General features: G+C 52.1%; 19 protein-coding genes and 2 pseudogenes. 9 read left to right on the forward strand and 12 right to left on the reverse strand.

The annotated features are described in order from the left end of the window. Nucleotides 1–68 precede the first annotated feature (68 nt). From ACRBCU_RS02805 to ACRBCU_RS02815, 3 genes and pseudogenes are all read left to right on the forward strand, one after another. Nucleotides 69–1,051, forward strand: a pseudogene (locus tag ACRBCU_RS02805) (adenosylhomocysteinase); the annotation flags it as partial. A gap of 2 nt (nucleotides 1,052–1,053) precedes the next feature. After that, nucleotides 1,054–1,417 (forward strand): annotated as a pseudogene (locus ACRBCU_RS02810) (adenosylhomocysteinase); the annotation flags it as partial. 101 nt (nucleotides 1,418–1,518) lie between these two features. Beyond that, nucleotides 1,519–2,148 carry an extensin family protein gene (locus ACRBCU_RS02815; RefSeq protein WP_431363844.1) on the forward strand — a complete coding sequence of 210 codons (630 nt, stop codon included), beginning with the start codon at nucleotides 1,519–1,521 and terminating at the stop codon, nucleotides 2,146–2,148. A gap of 79 nt (nucleotides 2,149–2,227) precedes the next feature. Here the strand turns inward: ACRBCU_RS02815 and ACRBCU_RS02820 are convergent, their stop codons facing one another. The 3 genes from ACRBCU_RS02820 to ACRBCU_RS02830 form a co-directional block, all read right to left on the reverse strand. Further along, nucleotides 2,228–3,097 (reverse strand): sterol desaturase family protein, encoded by an 870-nt coding sequence (locus ACRBCU_RS02820; RefSeq protein WP_431363845.1) that lies wholly within the window; start codon nucleotides 3,095–3,097, stop codon nucleotides 2,228–2,230. Between the two features lie 99 nt (nucleotides 3,098–3,196). Continuing rightward, nucleotides 3,197–3,829 (reverse strand): CDGSH iron-sulfur domain-containing protein, encoded by a 633-nt coding sequence (locus tag ACRBCU_RS02825; protein WP_431363846.1) that lies wholly within the window; start codon nucleotides 3,827–3,829, stop codon nucleotides 3,197–3,199. Nucleotides 3,830–3,874: 45 nt separating this feature from the next. Further along, nucleotides 3,875–4,480: an HD domain-containing protein gene (locus tag ACRBCU_RS02830; protein ID WP_431363847.1), complete on the reverse strand. Its 606-nt coding sequence runs from the start codon at nucleotides 4,478–4,480 to the stop codon at nucleotides 3,875–3,877. Between the two features lie 242 nt (nucleotides 4,481–4,722). Between ACRBCU_RS02830 and ACRBCU_RS02835 the strand changes: the two genes are divergently transcribed. Further along, nucleotides 4,723–5,064 (forward strand): DUF2853 family protein, encoded by a 342-nt coding sequence (locus ACRBCU_RS02835; RefSeq protein WP_431363848.1) that lies wholly within the window; start codon nucleotides 4,723–4,725, stop codon nucleotides 5,062–5,064. 254 nt (nucleotides 5,065–5,318) lie between these two features. Here the strand turns inward: ACRBCU_RS02835 and ACRBCU_RS02840 are convergent, their stop codons facing one another. The 4 genes from ACRBCU_RS02840 to tsaD are packed head-to-tail and all read right to left on the reverse strand — an operon-like array spanning nucleotide 5,319 to nucleotide 7,599. Further along, nucleotides 5,319–5,714: a DUF1761 domain-containing protein gene (locus tag ACRBCU_RS02840; RefSeq protein WP_431363849.1), complete on the reverse strand. Its 396-nt coding sequence runs from the start codon at nucleotides 5,712–5,714 to the stop codon at nucleotides 5,319–5,321. Nucleotides 5,715–5,764: 50 nt separating this feature from the next. Then, on the reverse strand, nucleotides 5,765–6,181 hold the full coding sequence (locus ACRBCU_RS02845; protein WP_431363850.1) for an EVE domain-containing protein: 417 nt from the start codon (nucleotides 6,179–6,181) through the stop codon (nucleotides 5,765–5,767). Further along, nucleotides 6,181–6,453, reverse strand: a complete 273-nt coding sequence (locus ACRBCU_RS02850; protein WP_431363851.1) for a YciI family protein — start codon at nucleotides 6,451–6,453, stop codon at nucleotides 6,181–6,183. Before ACRBCU_RS02850 ends, ACRBCU_RS02845 begins: the two co-directional genes overlap by 1 nt. Nucleotides 6,454–6,504: 51 nt before the next feature. Then, complete coding sequence (gene tsaD, locus ACRBCU_RS02855; protein WP_431363852.1) at nucleotides 6,505–7,599, reverse strand: tRNA (adenosine(37)-N6)-threonylcarbamoyltransferase complex transferase subunit TsaD; 1,095 nt, start codon at nucleotides 7,597–7,599, stop codon at nucleotides 6,505–6,507. An 80-nt stretch (nucleotides 7,600–7,679) separates the two neighbouring features. Between tsaD and ACRBCU_RS02860 the strand changes: the two genes are divergently transcribed. The 3 genes from ACRBCU_RS02860 (at nucleotide 7,680) to ACRBCU_RS02870 (ending at nucleotide 11,115) form a co-directional block, all read left to right on the forward strand. After that, a complete protein-coding gene (locus ACRBCU_RS02860) occupies nucleotides 7,680–8,363 on the forward strand; it encodes a uroporphyrinogen-III synthase (RefSeq protein ID WP_431363853.1) in 684 nt (227 codons plus the stop codon). 71 nt (nucleotides 8,364–8,434) lie between these two features. Next, nucleotides 8,435–9,613, forward strand: coding sequence for a COG4223 family protein (locus ACRBCU_RS02865; protein WP_431363854.1), 1,179 nt, complete (start codon nucleotides 8,435–8,437; stop codon nucleotides 9,611–9,613). Between the two features lie 11 nt (nucleotides 9,614–9,624). Continuing rightward, a complete protein-coding gene (locus ACRBCU_RS02870; RefSeq protein ID WP_431363855.1) occupies nucleotides 9,625–11,115 on the forward strand; it encodes a heme biosynthesis protein HemY in 1,491 nt (496 codons plus the stop codon). Here the strand turns inward: ACRBCU_RS02870 and ACRBCU_RS02875 are convergent. Both ACRBCU_RS02875 and ACRBCU_RS02880 read right to left on the reverse strand, forming a co-directional pair. Next, nucleotides 11,112–11,891 carry a metallophosphoesterase family protein gene (locus ACRBCU_RS02875; protein ID WP_431363856.1) on the reverse strand — a complete coding sequence of 260 codons (780 nt, stop codon included), beginning with the start codon at nucleotides 11,889–11,891 and terminating at the stop codon, nucleotides 11,112–11,114. The genes ACRBCU_RS02870 and ACRBCU_RS02875 overlap by 4 nt on opposite strands. After that, complete coding sequence (locus ACRBCU_RS02880) at nucleotides 11,888–12,715, reverse strand: glycosyltransferase (protein WP_431363857.1); 828 nt, start codon at nucleotides 12,713–12,715, stop codon at nucleotides 11,888–11,890. The genes ACRBCU_RS02875 and ACRBCU_RS02880 overlap by 4 nt, the downstream gene beginning before the upstream one ends. A 125-nt stretch (nucleotides 12,716–12,840) precedes the next feature. Here ACRBCU_RS02880 and ACRBCU_RS02885 point away from each other — a divergent pair, with 125 nt between their 5' ends. Next, entirely contained in the window at nucleotides 12,841–15,378 is a 2,538-nt protein-coding gene (locus tag ACRBCU_RS02885) for a hypothetical protein (protein ID WP_431363858.1), read from the forward strand. 3 nt (nucleotides 15,379–15,381) lie between these two features. Here ACRBCU_RS02885 and ACRBCU_RS02890 read toward each other — a convergent pair whose 3' ends face one another. The 3 genes from ACRBCU_RS02890 to ACRBCU_RS02900 are packed head-to-tail and all read right to left on the reverse strand — an operon-like array spanning nucleotide 15,382 to nucleotide 17,912. Next, nucleotides 15,382–16,152: a sulfotransferase family 2 domain-containing protein gene (locus ACRBCU_RS02890; protein ID WP_431363859.1), complete on the reverse strand. Its 771-nt coding sequence runs from the start codon at nucleotides 16,150–16,152 to the stop codon at nucleotides 15,382–15,384. Nucleotides 16,153–16,193: 41 nt separating this feature from the next. Next, nucleotides 16,194–16,859, reverse strand: a complete 666-nt coding sequence (locus ACRBCU_RS02895) for an ABC transporter ATP-binding protein (RefSeq protein WP_431363860.1) — start codon at nucleotides 16,857–16,859, stop codon at nucleotides 16,194–16,196. A gap of 3 nt (nucleotides 16,860–16,862) precedes the next feature. Further along, complete coding sequence (locus tag ACRBCU_RS02900) at nucleotides 16,863–17,912, reverse strand: capsule biosynthesis protein (RefSeq protein ID WP_431363861.1); 1,050 nt, start codon at nucleotides 17,910–17,912, stop codon at nucleotides 16,863–16,865. A gap of 225 nt (nucleotides 17,913–18,137) precedes the next feature. On the opposite strand from ACRBCU_RS02900, the gene ACRBCU_RS02905 reads away from it, so the two are divergent. Then, nucleotides 18,138–18,944 carry an ABC transporter permease gene (locus ACRBCU_RS02905; protein WP_431363862.1) on the forward strand — a complete coding sequence of 269 codons (807 nt, stop codon included), beginning with the start codon at nucleotides 18,138–18,140 and terminating at the stop codon, nucleotides 18,942–18,944. Nucleotides 18,945–19,026 lie beyond the last annotated feature (82 nt).

Consider the following 19,026-nt stretch of genomic DNA (forward strand, 5'->3'; position numbering starts at 1 on the left):
TTTGTAGCATCGCCTGCTCGGTGCTATCTGCACAGCAGAATAAGAGAGTTTTTTGAGGAGAGCGGCACATGACCGACGACTATATTGTAAAAGACATCGCGCTTGCGGACTTTGGTCGCAAGGAGCTTGATATCGCTGAAACCGAGATGCCGGGCCTTATGTCCCTGCGCGCAGAGTATGGTGCTGAGAAGCCTCTGAAGGGCGCGCGCATTGTTGGATCGCTTCATATGACGATCCAGACTGCGGTTCTGATCGAGACGCTGGTTGAGCTGGGCGCGGATGTGCGCTGGGCGTCGTGCAACATCTTCTCGACACAAGATCACGCGGCAGCGGCAATTGCAGCAGGCGGCACGCCCGTCTTTGCGATCAAAGGTCAAAGCCTTGAAGAGCATTGGGATTACCTCGACAAGAGTTTCATGTTCCCAGAGGGCGCAAACATGATCCTTGATGATGGCGGCGATGCAACGCTCTACATCCTTTTGGGTGCGCGCATGGAAGCGGGCGAAGATGTGCTGGCTGTACCGTCTTCTGAGGAAGAAGAAGTCATCAAAGCGCAAATTCAAAAGCGCATGGCAGAAACGCCGGGTTGGTTCACCAAGACGAAAGCCGACATCAGAGGTGTATCTGAGGAAACAACAACAGGTGTTCACCGCCTTTATGAACTCCAGCGCAATGGCCAACTGCCATTCCCTGCGATCAACGTGAACGATTCTGTGACCAAGTCGAAGTTCGACAACAAATATGGCTGTAAAGAGAGCCTCGTTGACGGCATCCGCCGTGCGACGGACACGATGATGGCTGGCAAGGTTGCCGTTGTCATGGGTTACGGCGATGTGGGCAAAGGCTCTGCCGCGTCCCTCTCTGGTGCTGGTGCACGAGTGAAAGTAACCGAGGTCGATCCAATCTGCGCATTGCAGGCTGCGATGGACGGCTTTGAAGTTGTTACGCTTGAGGATGCGGTTGCTGACGCTGACATCTTCATCACCACAACTGGCAACAAGGACGTGATCCGCATCGAGCATATGCGCGAGATGAAGGACATGGCGATCGTNNCCTGAAGAACCACAAGTGGACCAACATCAAAGAGCAAGTGGACATGATCGAGATGCCAAATGGCCATCGCTTGATTCTGCTCTCTGAGGGTCGTTTGTTGAACCTTGGTAACGCGACGGGCCATCCGTCTTTCGTGATGTCTGCATCCTTCACCAACCAGGTTCTGGCACAGATGGAAATCTGGCTGCGCGGCGATGAGTACAAGAACGAAGTGTATATCCTGCCCAAGCACCTCGACGAAAAAGTTGCGCGCCTGCACCTTGAGCGTATTGGTGTGAAACTGTCCAAGCTCGACCCAGAGCAGGCCGCTTATATCGGCGTATCGCCTGAGGGTCCGTTCAAGCCTGAGCACTATCGTTACTAAGTCTCTTGGATACTGAAGACACAAAGAAGCGCCGCAGACCGTATATCAGGTTTGCGGCGCTTTTTGTTTTGGTGGGTTTGGCCTTATTAGGCTCTGCTTTGTTGCGCCACCCTGATACACCGCTGCCGCCCCGTTGGAATGTGTTTGAACCGCTTGTCGTAGCTGATCCGATTACACCGATTACCAATTGGAAGCTTGATTGGGCTGCCAGTGATCCGCAGCTTTGCGCAGAGATCATGCAAGAAGCAGGTCGTATTTCCGTGATGGATGATCTTATCAAAGACGACAATTGCGGCATCAAAGGGCGCGTGAACTTGCGCCGTGTCGGTCTGGCGAAGATTGACCCTATCGAGACCGCGTGCAGCACAGCGTTACGCTTAGCGATGTGGGAGCGGCACGGTATTCAACCTTTGGCTCGAGACATGCTTGGCGCAGAGGTCAAGCAAATCAGGCATGTCGGTTCATACAACTGTAGACGCATAGCTGGTACAGACAGGATGAGCACGCATTCGACCGCTGAAGCGATTGATATCATCGGGTTCGATTTGGTTGATGGTACACGTATTCGCTTGCTCAAGGACTGGGATGATGATGGTCCCAAGGCGCAGTTTTTGAGGCGGGTGCGCGATACATCGTGCGATTGGTTCGGAACAACACTTGGACCGCAATACAATGCGGCACATAGGGATCACTTCCATCTGCAAAACAAAGGTTGGGGAACTTGCCGCTAAGGGTGGGTGCGTGGAAACCACGCACCTTACGTGTGATCGGCAAAGTAAGGTGTGTGATACTCACGCACCTATCGCGCGCTTAGCTTGTTGTCGGCTTAAGCGCACGCCATTTGCGCTTCATTAGCTTTACGAATGGCACATATGCCTTTGGCGTGAATGCATACCCAAGCTGTCCGCGCAGCGTTGGTTCCATCGCGTGATGCACCCCAAGTGGGCCTTCGCAAGGGCCAGGCAGATAGAACGTGCCAAACGTCTTGTCGAAGATGCAAAAGAACTCACCAAAGTTTTTGTCGAACGCTTTTGCTTCGGACGAATGATGCCAGCGGTGCATTGCAGGTGACACAAAATAATTGCCCCATTTTCCATAGGTCCAAGGCACATCCGCGTGGATGAAAAACCCATAATAGGCGCGTACGAACGAGTTGAAGATGATCGCCACCGGCGGAAAGCCCATGAGCAACATCGCTGCGCCGCCAATACCGCGCATTGTTAGCAAGTTAATTGGGTGCCAGCGCGCAGATGTGAACCAAGACACATGCGTATCAGAGTGATGCACCGCGTGCGCAGGCCAAAGCAGACGTGTGTGATCAAGGCGGTGACGCCAGTAGTGGAAGAAATCACCAACAAAGACAGCCATGAACAAAACAAAGACCAAAGGAAGTGCATCCCAAGAACCCGGCTTGATGAGATGCAACTGGTTCTCGATCATAAAGCTGTGGATCGCTGTGACGTAGATCGCAACGAAGGGTGCTGAAAACAGGACGTTCACTAGTTGAAGCTGCACGTTCAATTTGAATTCTGGCAGTGCTGATTTGAGTGCATTCAAAAATTCACCGCGTTTGACGATATGGCCCAAGCATATGAAGAAAAATGCAGGGATCATAAAGGCCCCGAATGCGCTTAGCAGGTTGATCCAGCTTTCATGTAGTGTCGAAATTATCCAGTTCATGGTCTTTTGCCCCTAGCCCGAAATTCAATTGTACTTGAGTAGAAACAATAGGGATGAATGGGGCAGGATTGTGCATGATTTGCGGAAAACTAAGGCAACTTAGTCCATTGGATCGCTAAAACCACCGGCTTTATGCGTACCATCGCAGTAAGGTTTGTTCTTGGAAAGGCCGCAGCGACAAAGAAAGGCTGTGGAGTGATTGGCAATTTTCATACCTGTGCCGCTGGTGATTTCGATATTGCCCTCAACCTTTAGCGGCCCGTTGGGAATGCGGAACGTTTTGACGGTGCCACCGCGTTCATCGGTAGTTGGCGGAGTAACGGGCTTTGGCTCGCCCGTTGCCTGAAATCCACCTTCAACATGAGAATAATCGCAATAGGGTTTGTTTTTCGACAATCCACACCGGCAGAGCGTGACGCGGGTTTCAGCATCGCTATCGTCAGTTGCGACATCACCCGCAAAGGCCAGCGGCCCATTTTCGAGCACCGAAATTCGATTGACTGTTGGCACCATTTCTTCAGCGCCGTCTTTGCGAAATCCTAGCGCGCCAGAGGGGCACGTGCGCACCAATGCGGCGACTTCTTCAGCGGGAGCATTGTCAGGTTGCACCCAAGGACGCTGGGCTGGATCAAAGACCTGCGGAAGCTTCAGAAAGCAATTGCGCGCATGAATGCAGCGTTTCAGATCAAAAGTAACAGTGATCTCCTCGCCCGTATATTCTTTGCGTCTCATGTTGGCTCTCCTTGTTGGCTAAAACCTAGCAAACGCGAAAGCGGGTTAACGGGTCAAGGGTGATACATATCCTTCGCGTAGCACATCTTTGTCATAGGCTTTGCGCGCGAAGACCTCGTGCACGAGGGGTTCAAATTCTTCCAGCGTCCCTTGGTCATACATCGGATCGAATGATGATTGATCCCAAAGCTCACAAAACGTGGCGCAGCTGTCAAAGCAAGGATGGTCTTTGTATTCGTCGCGCGCATTTTCGTCCCAACCGTAGTGACGGCCATAGTAAAGCATTTGAAAAATGCCGTGATGCTCTACGACCCAAGCCACATCCCAGCGCACGAAAGGGCGAATAACCTCTGCGGAAAAGCGATCATGGTTCTGCGGTGCGAGCCCGTCGCCAATGTCATGAAGGAGCGCGGCAACAATCCAGTCGATGTCAGCGCCATCGCGCTTGGCCCGGGTGGCCGCTTGTAGCGCGTGATCAAGGCGGGTGATCTTGTACCCTTCCAAAGAGGTCTCGCCTTGCCTGCGCAGCTCATCAAGAATGCGCGCAGCGGTCATGCCCAAATAGGGTTTTTCCAGCTTTTCGAGAAGATCGTAATCTTCCTTGGTTCCATCTTTCATTTGTGTGAATGAAACAGTCGGTGAATCGTTCATGGCGTGGCCCTGTTCAAATCGAGTTTGATCGGACCACTGTGTTCGGTAAACCTAGCAAAAAGCAACAATTTGCGATCGTTTGGCTCTCAAGCTGATCAAGATCGCCCTGAGTCCTACGGTTTGCGGGGAAATTCGTTTTACAATCACCATTGATTTGAAGGCGTTAATCGTTACGCTCTGCGCTGCTAGAGCACTCACAGTGAACAATTTACGCAGCACCTGCTGCAAAAGGGAGAAATTTGATGGGAAAACGTGACGATCTGATCGTGCAGTATGCGGATGACTTGAAGAACAAATGCGGTATGACGCCGGATATGGATCTGTTGACAAAAGTAACGATTGGTTGCGGTCCAGCGATCTATAACGCGGACGCTTCGACAGTTGCGGGCAGCCAGCCGTCAGAACTCGAAACTGTTAAGAACAATTTCCTTATCAAGAAGCTTGGCCTGGCAGATGGTCCTGAGTTGATGGATGGAATTAACAAAGTCATCGAAGTCTATGGAAAATCCGAGCGCAACAAATACCGCGCAGTGGTATATTACATGCTAACAAAGCACTTTGGCAAAGAAGCCGTCTACGGTTAACTTGTCAGAGTTCACGATCTAAGAGAGCGTCCAAAGGGGCGCTCTTTTTGCATTTTGTCGCGATCTCACAGCCTCTTAGCTTTGAAATTGTCTTTAATGCAAAATACTTGGCGTTTGATTGGCGGCAAAAATTGCCGTACCTTCAGTTCAGGTCAGGACGGCCAATTCCAGTTTTTCGCGTGTGGTGCCTGTGGGAGGCAAGTACGCGGGGTGACAGGGGATGTGCTGTTCATGACGCATCCCCTGTTTTTGGATCAAAAGGCGGCTAACACCAATCCGATCGCCGCGCTGCCAACGGCTGCATAACCACCATCAATCAGCAAAAGCTGACGTGGACGCCCAGCGAAACCATAGCAAATCATGAGCCATGGCGCGGCGAGAAATAGACCGATACCAAAGCCGGAAACCAGACCTTTGCCGATCGTGTCGATATCGCTCAGCGCAAAAACGTGGCGCATCATGCCTGCAACCAAGATCATCGCGATAAAGCCCATGATGAATGGCATGGGGTCCGAGTTATTTGCCGGTTTACCATCCTCACCAACTGCGACGCCCGATGCTTCCATCCACTGTTTGGACAGCACGCCATACCAGATTGCACCAACTCCAAAGCCAGCTGCTGCGGCAACCAGAACATTCACTAATTCCATTTAACCCTCCTGTTTTTTCTTATGTAAAGACTATGGAAGGGGATGAAAAATTAAGCAATTCCTCCAAGAGCGCATATGATTTTCCATTGCGTCTCGGTGACAGGTTGTACGGAAAGGCGAGAGTTCTTGACGAGTACCATGTCTTCGAGGCGAGGGTCTGCCTTGATGTCATCTAGCGAGACCGGAGTATCAAAAGGGGCGAGTGCCTTGATGTCCACGCACTCCCAACGATCATCATCAGTCGTGCTGTCAGGATGGGCTTCGGCGCTGACCTCGACGAGCCCAACCACAGATTTTTCTTTCTGTGAGTGATAGAAGAACCCTTGGTCACCAAGCTTCATCTCTCGCATGAAGTTGCGGGCTTGGTAGTTGCGTACTCCGTCCCACTCTTCGCCGATGTCGCCTTTCGCTACCTGATCATCCCAGCCCCAAACTGAGGGTTCGGATTTGAAAAGCCAGTAGCGCATTAGCCGATTACCTTGTTCCACTGGATCAATTCTGCAGAGGCAAACAAACCCGCCTTCGCATAAGGATCATTTGCCGCCCAATCTTCTGCTGCCGCCATATCGGCTACATCCAGAACCACCAACGAGCCGCACATCTCGCCATTCTCATCAAGGAATGGGCCAGCGTGGGTCACAACCCCTGTTTCCTTGAGGTAAGCAACATGCGCATCACGGTTATCCTTACGCACTTGTAGTGCGCCGCTTTTGTCCTTGGCCATCAATGCAATCAGCATGGTCTCTCCTTTTATGAGCGGTTCGATACACCCGTGTTATTACGTGATACTTTAGGCTTTCGCACCCTTTTTCCCGCTACCCAGCATCGGGGCGCTGGCGCTGTCAAGCGGCCAGCGGGGCCTTGCGACAAGATCCATTCCATCGCGCTGACCTGCTTCGAAGAGTTCTAAGCCAGCATAGGCGATCATAGCGGCGTTGTCGGTGCACAAAGCGAGTGGCGGCGCGGTGAAAGTGATGTTCATCTCGGCGCAAACAGACTCTAACTTTGCGCGAATTGCTGTATTGGCGGCAACGCCACCGGCAACGGCCAAAGCTGGAAATTCTGGCGCTTCTGCTAGATATAGCGTCAAAGCGCGGCGGGTTTTTTCCGCCAAAACATCGACTACAGCAGATTGAAACCCTGCGCAGAGATCACGTACGTCTTGGATGCGTATCTTTTGATCAACCATTACGTCGTTGCGCGCGCGCAGAACGGCGGTTTTCAAACCAGAGAAAGACATATCGCATCCCTCGCGATCCAGCATGGGGCGAGGAAAGCGAAAACGCTTGGGGTCACCTAGATCGGCTTCGTTTTGAACCGCCGGTCCGCCAGGTTGTGCAAGGCCTAAAAGGCGCGCCGTTTTATCAAACGCTTCGCCTGGCGCGTCGTCGATCGTGCCGCCTATGCGCGAGAAATCCGTCGGGCCGCGTGCGATCAGAAACTGACAATGCCCACCAGAGACAAGCAGCATGAGGTAAGGATAGGCAGGATCATCTGTCAGGCGCGGCGTAAGAGCGTGACCCGCAAGGTGGTTTACACCGATCAATGGCTTGCGCGTCGCTGCGGCCAAACCTTTGGCGCACATGACACCCGACATCACACCACCGATAAGGCCCGGCCCTGCGGTGACAGCAATGGCATCGACATCATCCAAGGTAACACCTGCTTTGTGCAGAGCGTTTTCAACACAATGGTCGATCTTTTCGGCATGGGCTCGGGCTGCGATTTCTGGGACGACGCCACCAAAGGCTTTGTGCAAATCGTTCTGTCCAACAACAACGTTAGACAGCACATTTGCTACGCCAGTTTCATCGCGCTGCACTACTGCTGCTGCCGTATCATCGCAGCTGCTTTCCAATCCTAGCAAAGTTAGCGTGCGCGGCACGGGCAAGTCTCCTCCATTGCAGAAGCGTTGTGCAGCAGCTACCACTCTCACTTGTCGCAAACAATCCCGGCTTCGCTCCTATGACGCAACCTGCAACCTTGCTTTTGACCCGCCCTCGCGAGGCGAGCGAGAGGTTTGCGAGACAAGTGAGTGATGCGCTGGGCCCAACGTCGATCCATATTTCACCTTTGATCGAAATTGAGTTTGTGGCGCTAAGACGCATACCAAAGCCACAAAATGTTGTCTTTACCTCGCGCAATGGGATCGAAGCATGGAAGCGAGCAAACTTTCCGACCGATATTCAATGCTTTTGCGTGGGGCAGGCGACAGCGGAAGATGCGCGCGCGCTTGGATTTGAGCCGCATATCAGCGCTGGGACCGTTTCGCATCTGATTGACGATATCCTAAAGTGGGCACCAGTCGGCGAAGTTCTTCATGTACATGGGCGCTATGTACGTGGTGATTTGGTTGGAAAACTCCGTGAGGCAGGGCTAAGCGCTAGCGGCTTGCAGGCTTACGAGCAAAACCTGCGCGCGCTCGACGATGAAGCAAACAGGCTTTTGCAAGGGGGAGCGCAAGTCATAGTTCCCCTTTTCTCGCCGCGCAGTGCCGCGCAATTTACAAGGGTAGGTATGTTTGGTCCGCAAATAGACGTTATTGCGATTTCTCAAGCCGCGGCAAATGAATGCGAAAGTGCGCGCATAGCACCATCACCTGATGCAAAGGGGATGATTGCGGCAATTTCGCAGGGGTTGATCGCTTGAGGCTCGTAGAACGCGCAAGTAAGGTTGGCTTAGACCAGTAATTGGGTTTCAGAATCGAAAGGGTGCGTAACGTGGCAGATCCGACCAAAGGCGAGAGCGAAATCGCTCAGGAGCCAACTACCGTTGAAGAGATCGTGGAAGACGCGGTTGAGACGGTGGAAGAAAGTGTCGAAGAAGAGAGCGACGTCACGGATGTCCCCGTCGAAGACGCTGAAGTCGATGAGATAGACGATGCGCCAGCGCAGGATACCGAGGAAGAAATAGCACCGGTTGCTGCCCAGCCCGAGGTTGTTCGCGAAACTATCGTGCAGCGAAAAGGTGGCTTTTTGCCTATGGTGCTTGGCGGCGTTGTTGCGGCGGGCATAGGCGTTGGTAGCGCGGAATACATCTTTCCAGACGGTTTGCCCTTTGGTTCGGCCGCAACTGAGAAGGTTGATCTGGCGAGCGCGCTCAAGCTTCAGACCGGCCGCATTGATGATCTCACCAAACAGCTAGACGCAGTGCCTGTTGTAGACACAAGCGCCCTCGATTCAGCGGTAGAAGAACTAAATGCTACGATCGCAGGTCTTGATGAGACAGTTAGCGGTTTTGAAGAGCGCATCGCTCATTTGGAATCGCGCCCATCTGGAGATGGAAGCGGCGTTTCTGCGGCGATGGAGAATGAACTAAAAGCACTTCGTAGTGCGCTTGACGTGCAAAAGGGTGAGCTTGCCTTGATGATTGACGAAGCTCAGGCAAGCAAGCAAAGCGCTGAAGACACGGCGCGCAACACTTTGGCGCGCGCTGCCGTAACGCGCATTTTGGTTGCGCTCGAAAGCGGAGCGCCTTTCGAGGATGCACTGGCCGAAGTTCAAGCGAATTCTGACATCGAAATTCCAGCGGCTTTATCGCAATCCGCGACCGACGGTGTTCCAACTTTAGCTGCACTGTCAGAAACATATCCTGACGCCGCGCGGGCCGCATTGGCTGCGGTTCGCAGCGAAGACACAGGCGGCGGCGTTGGCAATTTCTTTGCGAAACAGTTTGGTGCACGCTCTATCGCGCCGCGCGAAGGGGATGATCCAGACGCGGTTCTATCGCGTGTCGGTGCGGCCCTTGCGGAAGGACGCATTGCAGATGCCCTTTCAACTGCCGAGGCTTTGCCTGATACGGCGAAAGCCCCACTTTCTGATTGGATGACGCAAGCTGATTTGCGTCTGTCCGCCGCGCGAGAGGCTGAAGCCCTCGCTACTTCTTTGAACTCTCAATAAGGCGCTTTTGAATGCTTTGGTCTTTGCTAAAAGTTCTCGTTTTTGTGGCAATAATAGCGGCGCTTGCAGTCGGTGCCGGATATTTGATGGAAATGGGTGGCGGCGCTGTCGTCACGATGGGTGGGCAAGAATTTACACTAAGCCCGCTCAAACTGGTCTTGGCCCTGATCGTTTTGATCATCGCGCTTTGGATTGTGCTCAAACTTTTGTCGCTTCTCGTTGCGACGCTTCGTTTCATTAATGGTGATGAAACAGCGATCACACGTTATTTCGCAAAGGGGCGCGAGCGCAAAGGCTACCAAGCTTTGTCAGAAGGCATGATGGCGCTTGCTTCTGGCGATGGGTCTGTGGCGATGAACAAAGCAGCCAAAGCAGAGAAGTTTCTAGCTAAGCCCGAATTGACCAATTTGTTGACAGCACAAGCCGCTGAGATGGCAGGCGATACGCGCAAGGCAGAAGAAACCTATAAAAAGCTGGTGAAGGATGAAGCCACGCGCTTTGTTGGTGTGCGCGGTATCATGAAGCAAAAGCTGGCTGAAGGTGATACAGACACTGCGTTGCAACTGGCGGAGCGCGCATTCGCGCTAAAGCCCAAGCATGAAGAAACCCAGGACATTCTTCTTAAGCTGCAAGCGCAAGGCGAGGATTGGACTGGCGCTCGTAAAACCTTGGCGACCAAACTGAAGACAGGAACTTTGCCGCGCGATGTGCACAAGCGTCGCGAAGCCGTTTTTGCATTGTCTCAAGCAGAGGCGCTATTTGACGACGGAGAAAGCACTAAAGCCCGCGAAGCTGCGATTGAAGCGAACCGCCTTTCCCCCGATTTGATCCCAGCGGCTGTTTTGGCTGCGCGCAGTTACATTGAGCAGGATCAAAAGCGATACGCCGTACGTGTTCTCAAGAAAGCATGGGATGCACAGCCTCATCCAGAATTGGCAGCAGCTTTTGCAGCTATTGAGCCGGATGAAACGCCTGTTCAACGTATCAAGCGCTTTGCAAAACTGACCAAAGCTACGGCAGATCACCCAGAAACGAAAATGCTGAATGCAGAACTGTTTATCGCAGCGGAAGATTTCCCATCTGCGCGTCGTGCGCTGGGCGAATTGATTGAAACGGCACCTAATGCGCGATCGTTGACCATCATGGCAGCGATCGAGCGTGGCGAAGGTAGTTCCGATGCGGTCGTTAAGGGTTGGCTTGCGCGCGCGCTTAGCGCATCGCGTGGTCCGCAGTGGGTCTGTGAATCCTGCAATCACATTCATGCAGAGTGGGAGCCTGTGTGCCAAAACTGTGCGAGCTTTGATACGCTGAGCTGGAAGACACCGCCTCAAGCTCAGATTGCTGAACCTACGGGCGTTGCGATGCTACCGCTAATCGTTGGCGCGCTTGAGGACCATTCTGATGAGCCCGAAGAGGTCGTCGTTGAGGATGTCGCCGAAGAAGCGGACGTTGTCGAAGCAGAGGTGGTTGACGACGCGGCGGAAGACACCAAACCCGCTTAAAGAATACGGCAGGTGTTGCTGGTAAATGCAGCAGCTGTCAGCTCTCCAGTGAAGTAGCAGCCGGTATCCAATGATATCCGGCTGTTTTCCCATATGGGTTTGTCGACAATGGTATGACCATGAACGACCCAGTTTCCATCTGAGCGGGGCGTTTTCAGGAATGCGTTACTTCCCCAGAGCATCACATCTTGGGATTGTTGTTTGATGGACGCCACGGGGTCTAGTCCAGCATGAACGCAGTGCATATTCCCTGTTGACCAATGTAAAGGCAGATGACGAAGCCAGGCTTCGGTGCCTTCCGGCATGGCATCCCAAAGCTCTTCGCACGCTTCATAAAGTTGCTCTTTGCCCGCTTCGGCGTCCACACCAGTAATGCCATAGCTTTCCAAGGTTTCTCGCCCACCGAATTTTAGCCACTGGGGCCCCGCTTTCAATGGATCATCCAGAAAATCCAGCATCATTCGTTCGTGATTACCCATAAGGCAAACGACGGCATCCGGATCAGACAAGCTAAGCTGAATTAACTCTTCCAAAACTTGAGCAGACGCAGGTCCACGATCCACATAATCCCCAAGGAAGACCAAAGTTGGATCGTCAATGTTCAGCGCTTCGACGTCATCATCCACGCGATTGAGAGCGGCGTGCAATTGATCGAGACATCCATGAATATCGCCAATCGCATAGAATGGGCGCTCAGGTTTCATTTCGACCTGCATGGGGCGCAGATTGATCGAAGATGCGGAGCTACCGCGTTTGTTACCCAACCTGCCGATCATAAGCGTGCCATTTGTTTGTGTTGCTCTTTGCTTAGTCTAGCTCGGAATGGGAGGCAAATGCCAAGCGTTGCTTTGATCCTTAGGGGAAAGTGTTGGCGATAGTGCCAAAGAGCAGCATGATTAGCGGAAAGCCATTTGCGATAGGTTCCATCACGGATCAATTTTACCCGTCCTCCCATTGCGCCCAAAACATTGGCCTCGTGTTGTCGATAATAGAGGCTTGGGTAGGGATCATGAATAAAGCGCGCTCCTAGAGCGCTTAGAACGAGCATTGCCCACCAATCGTGGAATGGCACGTTCGGGGCGGGTGGAAAGCGTTTAAGCATCTGAACAGCTTGCGGCGAGAGCACACAAGTGTGTCCCGCGACTTGGTTTCGAAACAGCGAGCGGGCGAAGCTTTTCACGAGCGATCTGGATTGCTCACCAAGTACATTTAGTTGAGCATCCGTCACATAGCGCCCACTCGAATAAAGAGCGGGACAGGCATTCCCGTGGAGCGCCATAAAGGCGCGCTCAAGCTTGTTGGGGTGCCACACATCGTCTTGATCACAAAACGCGGCATAGTTGCCGTCAGGCACTTTCATCAATGCGTTCCAAAAGTTCAGGGCGATGCCGCGCTGCGGGCCTTGAAAAATATCCAAACGCTCCTTCGATATACAGGCTCGTGCAATTGCCAATGTGTCGTCGCAAGACCCATCGTCGCTCAGAATAAGTGACCAGTCTTTGTGGCTTTGCGCGTGGATCGACGCAAGTTGCTCTCGCAAAAATGCGCTGCCGTTATAGCTCGCAAGCAGGATGCTAATCGTTTGAGGGGCAGAGGGCATTTCAAAGAAATCGCAGAAAATTCCTATCAAACTCTAAAGGCAAACCGCATTTGCGCCGCAAATGGCCCCCTTTGTTACCAAGCCTAGTTTCTAAGCTGGACTCTCATTCAACGCTTGGGGGCGAGATGACATATTTAAATGTTCAGAACACATGGAATTTGGGGCCTGTTTCGCATCAATTGAATCTGCGCGACATGGATTTGGTAAGCACTGCGGCTGGCACCGTTCTTTACGCAACAAATGGATCATCGGGGGGCGTCGTTAGCTACCTTGTTAATCCGAACACTGGCGCGTTGAGTTATCTAGACGCGTTAACGCTCGCGCCGCTGATATCTGTCGATGGCCCTGCGCATTTGGAACAGGTTAGCTTTGGGGGGCAAGACTTCATCGCAAATTTGGGTCGTCACGCAGATGGACTTGATGCGATCCAAATTGGCATGGGTCAGAACCTAGATACACAAGTTGGCATGGCTGGAGCAGATGGCCTTGGGATCAGCTCGCTGGTTTTTCATGCGTCTGAAACGCGAGACGTTGTTTATGCCAGCTTCTGGGGAAGCTCTGAGCTAGGTATTTTTCAAGTGGGTGCGACGGGCGCGCTGAGTGAGCTTGGCCAGATCGGGTCTGCATTTGAAGCGCAAGGCGTTGATCTTTTGGGGATGCAGGTTACGCAGGTCCAAGGACAAGACGTTCTGGTTTTTGCAGCAAGCGAGCAAAACGCGGTTTACAGTTATACGATCAATGCCAATGGCGGATTGGCCATCGCGGATGTCGTTAGGATGAGCGATGGTTTACCCGTCGATACGCCAACGGCAATGGAAATCATCGAACATGGCGGGCAGAGATTTGCTGTGCTCGCGTCGGCAGGGACATCGTCGCTGACCGTTATGAAGATTTCAAACACGGGTCAATTGACGCCGACGGATCACATCAATGCAAGCCTCCACACGCGTATCCAGTCGGTTGTGGCTTTGGAAACCGTTAGCTTTGCCGATCGTCATTTTGTCATTGCAGGGGGTGCAAACGATGGGATCAGCTTGTTTCAGCTATTGCCAGATGGGCGACTGTATCACCTTGATGCTCAGGAAGATTTGGTTGGCACCTCGCTCGCGAATGTAACGTCCATCACTGCACAGGTGCGTGGGAATGGCATCGACATCTATGTCGCGTCAGAAAGCGAGGCTGGCATAACCCAATTGCGCTACGAGCTTGGAGCGCAGGCGCCGACACAGATTGGCGGCAATAGCGATGCCATGCTTACGGGAGGGGCGAATGGCGACTTTCTAATAGGCGGTGCAGGCGATGATACGATCAGCGGAGGCAATGGCGCAGACATGATCCTTGATGGCGCTGGCGTCGACAAAATGACGGGTGGCAATGGTGTTGATACCTTTATTTTGTCACGCGATGGGGTGCGCGATGATATTCTGGATTTTGATCCAACGCAGGACCGGATTGACTTGTCTGGATGGGGCCGAATTTACGATGTCAGCGCATTGACTTGGTCTTTGCGGAGCAATGGGGCGGTGATCTATTATGGGGACGAACTTTTAGTTGTCCGAACTGTGGATAATACCACCCTCCACAGCGACGACTTGGAGGCGCATCAGCTTTTTAACCTATCCCATACCGATCTGACATATATGACAGGTGGGACAGATCCTTTGTTGGATGATACCGAGCCAGGTAATTTCGAAGGCAGCGCGGGTGAAGACACGCTGATTGGAACTGCGCTCAACGATACCATTCGTGGCAACCTAGGGGATGATTCATTAGTTGGCGGCGCTGGTGACGACATTCTAAATGGCGGTGCTGGTGCAGACTTTATTGACGGTGGCGCAGGAAGCGATTGGATCAGTTACGAAGGATCGCGAGGGTCGTTGCGAGTTGATCTCATGTATTCGCACATCAATACAAACATTGCGTTTGGCGACGTCTATGCGTCGATTGAAAACCTGATCGGCTCGCAAGGTTTCGACAATCTGCGCGGGACACTTGGTGACAACATCATTCGAGGCGAGCGCAATGTGGACTACATTTTCGGACGTCGCGGAAACGATACGCTAGAGGGCGGGATCGGTGATGATGTATTGTTTGGCGGAACGGGTGCTGACGTGTTGATCGGCGGTGCGAACCGAGACCGCGCGCAGTATTCCGAAGCGTTGAGCGATGTACGGGTCGATCTCGCAAATGCGTCTCAAAACACAGGCGAAGCCGCAGGCGACGTGTTTGATAGTATCGAAGATCTCGCAGGAAGCCGTTTCAATGACCGCCTCTATGGAGACGATGGCAGCAATCGATTGTTTGGGCGCGAAGGCGCAGATATTCTACGTGGTAGAGAGGGGAATGATTACCTGAATGGCGGCGCTCATGACGACATTTTGTTCGGCGGGCGAGGCAATGATACTCTTAGAGGTGGAACCCACTCCGATACGTTTGTTTTCACCGAAGGAAATGACGTCGTAGAGGATTTCAATGACATCATTGACGTGCTTCAGCTTGATGACGCTTTGCTTGGTGGCGGAGCAATAACGGCCGCGCGTGCGCTTGAGTTTGCGGATGTCATTGAGGGAAACACGATTTTTGACTTCGGCGAAGGCAATCAGCTGACGTTATTGAACGTTACAGATACCGCCGCGCTTTTGGATGACATAACCTTCAATTGATCATCAAAGCTCAAGTCGTTGCATAAGCGATAGATCAAGCTCAACAAACTGTTCCAGTCTTTCCCGGCTTGTATCGTCTTCTAGTCGTTCCATTAAGCGGGGCCATCGAGGTTCTGAAATGGGGCGATCCCCTGCGTTGTCCCGCTTTCCGGTGAAATCAAGATCAAAGCCATAAAGTGAATTCAGGTCAGACTGCAGCCCATCCAAATTATTCAAAGAATAGACCCAATCAATCTTGGACATATTGCGCAAAGCTCCTCGTAGTTTGCGCCGCTCTGGCATCACTGTGAAACCTTGCCCTGCCCGGATGCGTCGGGAGCCAAAGTAGCGGCAGTAAAAATTGTCATAATGATCCTCGATAAAGGCCTGCCAAGCCGCGTCACCACCAAAAAAGTAGTCGTCGGTGCTGCGCTCTAAGACTGCGCGCTTGCCTGCGTTTTGTGGTCTCGAGCGTTGTTCTTCGCTTAGCGCAGCGGCTTCTTTTCGTAAGTAAAAGTAGAATGAAGCAATTCGTTCTCGAGGATCTCTTAGGATAGAGAATACAAACCGCGGTTTTGGGATTTGATCGAGAGCAGTCCAGTCAATATGGCCCGAATATAGGCTATACCCCTTCGGCAACTGCGCCTCTTGCGAAGCGGCCTGTGTGTGGAGGCGAATAGGGCAAACTTCGCGTTCTCCCACCGCTCTAGAAAGCTCATTGTGAACTGTCTGACCCGCAGTTTTGGGAATGTGTAAAAAGACGATTGGAGGCGGGGTGTTTTGAGAATCTAACATAAAGTCGGACTTAGACGATGCGCCTTTATAGCGGGTAAACGCTAGCGCGTTTCGGTCTTCATATTGGATTCATGTTTAGCGATCGCCTCTTCCAAGTCAGTGAAGTAGGTTAGTTCACCGTTCTCCAAAACCGCACCGGACGTGCAAAGCTGTCGGATCATCCCCATCGCATGAGAAACAACAATCGCGCCTGCATTTCGTGTGCGATGCGTCAGCAGATCGCGACTTCGGCTTTGAAAACTTGCATCTCCCACAGAGGTCACTTCGTCAATAAGGTAGGTGTCAAACCGCACACCCATCGAAACACCAAAGGCAAGACGAGACCGCATACCTGACGAGTACGTTCGAAAGGGTTGGTGAAAGTGAATGCCGAGTTCAGAAAAATCATCCACAAAATCCACTAACTCTTCGGTGTCGCATCCATATATTCTAGCAATAAAGCGTGTGTTCTGTGCGCCGCTCAATTCAGGATGAAAAGAACCCGCAAACCCAACAGGCCATGAAACTGAACCGCTATGAATAATTTGGCCTTTGCTTGGCGCGAGCGTGCCGGCGATCATTCGCATGAGCGTAGATTTACCAGTTCCATTTCTGCCCAGTAAACCAACGCATGCTTTGCTGGGGATGGTGAGCGAAACGTCCTTTGCGATGACTTTGGTTTTGCCGTTTAACTCGTAAGTTTTGCTAACGTTCATGAATTGAATCATCAGTTAACGCCTATCCAGAAAGCTGAATCCGATGAGCGTGATAAGTGACCAAACCAAGAAACATGCGAGCGTTACAAGCCCAAGGATCAAACCACGCTTGGGAAAAAGAGATTGCTCTGCTCGGGTTGGAAGAACATGAGCGGCAAGATATCGCGTTTTTCTGCGCGCATCTGAAACGGCTGCCTCAAAGCTAGCGCGAGCAGCTTGATAGCTTTGTTCCGCAAACTCCACCTCAACAATTAACCGCTCGTAATCCCCATAGAGGCGCGCTAGCCCGACTTGGCCGCCATTGCCCGCTTCGAGCGTGCGGTTCGCGCGCTCTTCATCAATTCTGGCTTGCAGAACCGCTCTGCGCTGTTTCGCTTGCGTTAGCCGAGTATCAGAGCGCCGCGTATTGGCGGACAGCATTTCAATATCGATCAAGGTTTCCGTCAGCTGGGATTCCAGCGTTGAGAGCAAAGATTCTTGCGATCCCATGTCTATGCTTGGATCGATCATTTGATTTAGGACGCGATATTCAGTCAACTCGGTGCGCGCGTCGGTAAGTCGGGTTTTGGTGCGCTGTAGATCGTCCAATGCATATCGAACCGCATCTTCGTGGGCGATACTATTGATCCGGTTTATCAACTCGCTACAGAGCCGTAGAATTTCTTGATTTATCTTCACAGCGGTTTCAGCGTCGAACGCCTTTGTACGCACCTCGATGATTGCGCGTGTGCTGTCATGAGACACGTCTACCATCCGTGTCCAATGCTCATGCAAATCTTCTATCAGACCTGTATTATCATAGGTAAAAATGGGATCCCGCTTCGGTGTCGCCCAAAGCTTTGCAATATTGAGCGATGCTTGAAGTTTTTCAACTAAGTGTTGGCTGCGCAGATAGTCATAGATGACATCGCTATCGTTCGCGCCCGACCCCGAAAAATCTGCTATTCCGCCAAGCAACTCTATGCCGCTGCTGGTTTCTTCGCTTCGAATGCTGAACGCGAATGTTGATGCATATTGATCCGCCGCGCGCATCCAAAGATACCAAGCAGAGATCAACACAGGCAAACAAACAACCATAGCAAAGCTAACGAGCGTTGCGATGTGTCGTTTTCGAAGCCTTGCCACTCTAACGGGAGGTCGATGCGCTGAACCAACGGGATGTGGTCCCTTCGAACCCGTCTTAAGGATAGAGATGTTTTCTGCCAATGCCACGATGCGCCCTCACAACTTGGTGTGTTTTCGCAAATCGCCTTAAACAATGGGTAAACACTTGCGCCTAAACACGGGGCAATGACGGACCAAGTGTTTAAAACGCAACCTATCCGACGGTTAGGCTTGCCGCGCGCCTTGCAAACCATACTTGCGCTTGTGTTGCGCGAGATGGCGACCAGCTATGGGCGCTCCCCGGGTGGCTACATTTGGGCCATTGCAGAACCAGTGGCAGGTATTGCCTTGCTTACCTTTATTTTTTCACTTGGCTTTCATGCGCCGCCGCTGGGAACCAGCTTTGCGTTGTTTTATGCCTCTGGCTTGGTTCCGTTTCTGATTTACACCGACATAAGCGGAAAGCTCTCGCAAGCGATCAATTTTTCTTTGCCATTGCTCAGCTATCCAAGGGTAACTTTGGCCGACGCAGTTTTAGCGCGCGCAATGCTTGGCATTATTACGCAAACACTGGTGTTCTGTTTGGTTTTAGGGGGCCTTATTACGTTCATCGGAACACCCGGCCGCCTTGATTACGGCGCAGTTAGTCTAGCGGTGCTACTCGTTTTTGCCCTTGGTTTTGGCATCGGGACAATAAACTGTTTTCTTGTGACCCTGTTCCCTGTCTGGCAACGCATTTGGAGCATCATTAACCGCCCTATGTTCCTGCTGTCATGTATTGTTTTTACGTTCGACTCTATCCCGATGCCCTATCGCGATTGGTTATGGTTTAACCCAATTGTTCACATCGTTGGATTGACGCGCAGGGGGCTCTTTTTCGGCTACGCGGGCGAACATGTATCGGTGTTGTATGTGTTGTTCCTGTCGCTCTCGTTGTGCGCCGCTGGCTTTTTCCTGATTTGGCGCTTCAGGGATAGGCTGCTTAACAGGTGACGTTGACCTTTTGTCGCCAAAGTGGAGCGAAATCTGCTTGGGATTAGGCAAAAATTCAGAAGTTGAGCTTAGGAATAGCAAA

It is taken from the genome of Planktotalea sp., assembly GCF_050633725.1.
Classification (GTDB): domain Bacteria; phylum Pseudomonadota; class Alphaproteobacteria; order Rhodobacterales; family Rhodobacteraceae; genus Planktotalea.